Origin of the sequence: Arachidicoccus sp., from assembly GCF_050436765.1 — a bacterium.
Lineage (GTDB): Bacteria > Bacteroidota > Bacteroidia > Chitinophagales > Chitinophagaceae > Arachidicoccus.
This window is the reverse complement of sequence record NZ_JBNQGD010000276.1, coordinates 1-3,581: the sequence shown is the minus strand read 5'-3', so window position 1 is coordinate 3,581 and position 3,581 is coordinate 1. Positions and strand designations below refer to the sequence as shown.

The following is a 3,581-nucleotide window of genomic DNA, read 5'->3' as shown; positions in this document are numbered from 1 at the left end:
TAGTAGATTGATTGTCATAATTGGACATCGATTCCATTGCTTCGCGTCTTGCATTAAAGATTTTATTTCCTCCTGCAAAATCCACAAATACAGAGAGATCCACACCCTTGTATGTAAATGTATTTGTAAAGCCGCCATATATTTTCGGATTTACGTTACCAATAACCTTTTGATCCCTAGCATCAATAATACCATCTTTGTTTACATCTTCAAATATTACATCCCCGCCTTGAAATGGATTTGTGTTATCAATACCATTTTTCAATTTGACGTCAGTCGTTTTTGAGTATACCCCCAATGCTTGATAACCATAAAAAGAACCTACTGCTATACCTGGTTTCAGGATGGTCGAATAATTCCCATAATCGATAACAGAATCTAACCTGTCGGGAACAGATTCAATATTATTCTTATTTTCAGCAATGTTTAAAGAAATATTCCAACCAAAACGTCGATTGCGCGATATATCCAAAATACTCCATTCGATAGTTCCCTCTATTCCTTGGTTTGTCACCGCTCCACCACTTACTGCATAAGATTTAAAACCACTGGTTCCTGGTAATTGAATGATATTATATAAATGATTTGTTTTTTTATTATAATAATCGAAATTCACTCTTAATCTATTTTTAAAAAGCCCTAAATCGACTCCACCATCATACTGACTTGTTTGCTCCCATTGAAAATCTGGATCTCCAAGTATACCAAATTTAATTGCGGAATAAACATATGGAGAAGGCACAAGAGAGTTAAACGCATTGGTGAATCCAACATTCTCATTTCCAGTCAGACCATAACTACTTCTTAGTTTAAGATTGCTGATAAGTTTACTATTCTTCAAAAACGATTCTTCGTTAATTCTCCATCCAATCCCAACTGAAGGGAAATATCCCCATCTATGTCCCGGCTGAAATCTGCTGGAACCATCCGCTCTAAAATTTATGCCCAGTAAATATCTTTCTTTATATGCATAATTTACACTCGTAAAAAACGAGGCTAATGTCCATTTAGGTGAAATACTTCCAATGGAATCTAGTGACAAGGGATCTGACGTATTAAGAGTTGTTAATTGATCAGAACTAGAGTTCACAGCTCTACCATATTTTGAGTCTAAAGAAGTTGATTGTAATGAATTGCCAAAAACGGCCATGATAGAATGTTTTCCATTATCAAAGCTACGAGCATAATTAAGGGTATTTTCATTATCTGTCATAATAGAATAACTATTCTGACGTTCAGAAGATCTAATAATGTAACCATTAGCGAGAATACCTGCAGAAGGCATAAACTTTGTCTCAGACAATCGATAATAGTCAAACAGGATACCAAGTCTCAATGTCAAATAAGGAGAGAATTGGTATTGACCAATAGTTTTTGCAGTAATATGATTAGAGTTATTTGTATTAATAGCATTGTGGGAAAGTGAGTATGGGTTATTTAAGCCGGCATAGTCTGCACTATCTAGAAAAGGAAGGTTCACACCAGTTTCGTCTTGCTGATAAATGGCCAGTGTAGGAGATTTTAAAGTTGCCAAGAATAGAGGGTTTGTATTGTAGGCATCTCCTGCATCAGCTAATACCTTGCTTGTTCTACTGTAAACCACACTATTTAAAAAGCTTAAACTCCTTCCTACTTTATAGTCAAGATTTAATCGGACATTAAAGCGATTGAAATTTGTATTAGAAATCACACCTGTCAAACCAGTATAACCAGTGCTTAATGAATATTTAGCCACCGCGTCTCCACCTCGTAAAGTAAGATGATAATTATTCAATAAACCATTGTTCATTACTAAATCTTGCCAATCTGTACTATTATTATATCGCTGTGTTTGATCAGCAGGTGTAGATTGAAGTAGGTACCTCCCTACTCCATTCATTATATCGGATTCGGATTTTCCGCTTGCTCTTTCCTTTCGTAAAATATAGGCGCGATATTGCATTGTATCCAAAACCGGCAATTCTTCGGGCTGTTCCATTATGCCAGAATATCCTGAAATGTCAAGAAATGTTTTTCCGGAAGTACCTTTAATGGTGTTAATGATAATTACCCCATTTGCTCCTCTCATTCCATATATAGCAGTAGCTTGGGCATCTTTTAATACTGTAATTGAAGCAATATCTTCTGGATTAATATCAGATAACGGATCGTTGTCTACGTTTTTGCTTAATGAATTCTGAAAGCGATCCGCTTTGATAGGAACACCATCAACAATATAAAGAGGTACCGTACCGGCATTAAAAGTTGAAACACCTCTTATATTTATTAATGCACTAATATCGGAAGTGCTCATTACATTTACTCCCGCTATTTGGCCAGCAAGCATATTGTTCGGAGAAAGAGGAACCTCTTCTTTTTTGCGTTTATTATTTACAAATTCCGCAACACTTCCCGTTATATATTTTCTGTCTAATTTCATATAACCAATATCTACAATATCGGCAGTGTCCACCGAAGCAATTAAGGTGTCCGCATACACTTTGGAATAGGGCAGACTTTTCACTGCATTATTTTGTGCATTGGCATTATTCCAACTTAACGTGAGACTGAAAAGCGATAAAATACCAATCGAATAAGTTTTAGATTTAAACATATTTCTTTCTAGTTATAAAATAATTCATAATTTTAATAGCATTAATTTTTACGACAATGCCATCTAAGGGTTGTCATAAACGGGTGTTAACACCATGCAATCCAAATTCATTCCCCCACCATTGTGTTGCAAGCAGACAAAATTTAATCTCTTATCACCACTTGTTTTAAAATCATAAGTTCCGATTATAGTATTTTGTTTATAGGTAGTTCCAGTTCTAAAGTCAATGGATCCAATAGAATCATTCTGATATCGCAGTTCAAATATGTCCCTATTGTAAGACGCTTTGTAGTTAATAGTAATTTGGTATTTGCCCTTTCTAATTCCATGAATTAAAGCGACCATAGAGTCATTTTTAGCATCTGGGTTCACGAAAAGGAGATTGTTAGATATTGAACCGTCGTAGTAATATCTATAATTGCCAGAACTACCATTCAATGGCGGATGGGAATTCCCGTCAGAAATACTAGGTATTCCATAAGCATAGTTGGTTCCGGACCAAAAATCATAATATATTTGTGTACGAGGTTTATTTGCCGGAAATGATATCGGAACACTTACGTTGTCTATAATGCCATTACGCATGGCAACATCACTAGAAGTAAAATCAGAAACATTATCAATTAAGTGAACACCTGCAAGATTAAAATAAAAATAGTCATCCCCATCTAAAGTCAAAATCGTACTATCCCAACTATCTACAATATTATATACTGGCACAGCAACTGTATGATGAGTATAACTAGATATCGCATTTTGCCCAGGAATAAGATGATTACGCATTAACTTGACTAACTCATCATGCGGCATGTTATCATAGTTTTCTATACCCGCATTTTTCAAAACATCATTTGTTTCAGCAAACAGCGTAAGTCTGATTCTTCCTCCTAATGAATCAGTAAGATTGACTAACGTATCCATTAAACCAGCTTTCTGCAAACCACTAGTCAGAATGCTATATTTATCAGGATTGCTTAACAAAAATTGA

Annotated in this window: 2 protein-coding genes; both read right to left on the bottom strand. The window is 35.2% G+C overall.

What is annotated here, in order from left to right; all coding sequences use genetic code 11:
• Positions 1-2,593: SusC/RagA family TonB-linked outer membrane protein (locus ACQR30_RS11990; RefSeq protein WP_429735390.1), on the bottom strand; the 2,593-nt coding region annotated here is incomplete at its 3' end.
• A 63-nt stretch (positions 2,594-2,656) separates the two neighbouring features.
• On the bottom strand, positions 2,657-3,581 hold a 925-nt coding region (locus ACQR30_RS11985), incomplete at its 5' end, for a fasciclin domain-containing protein (RefSeq protein WP_429735388.1).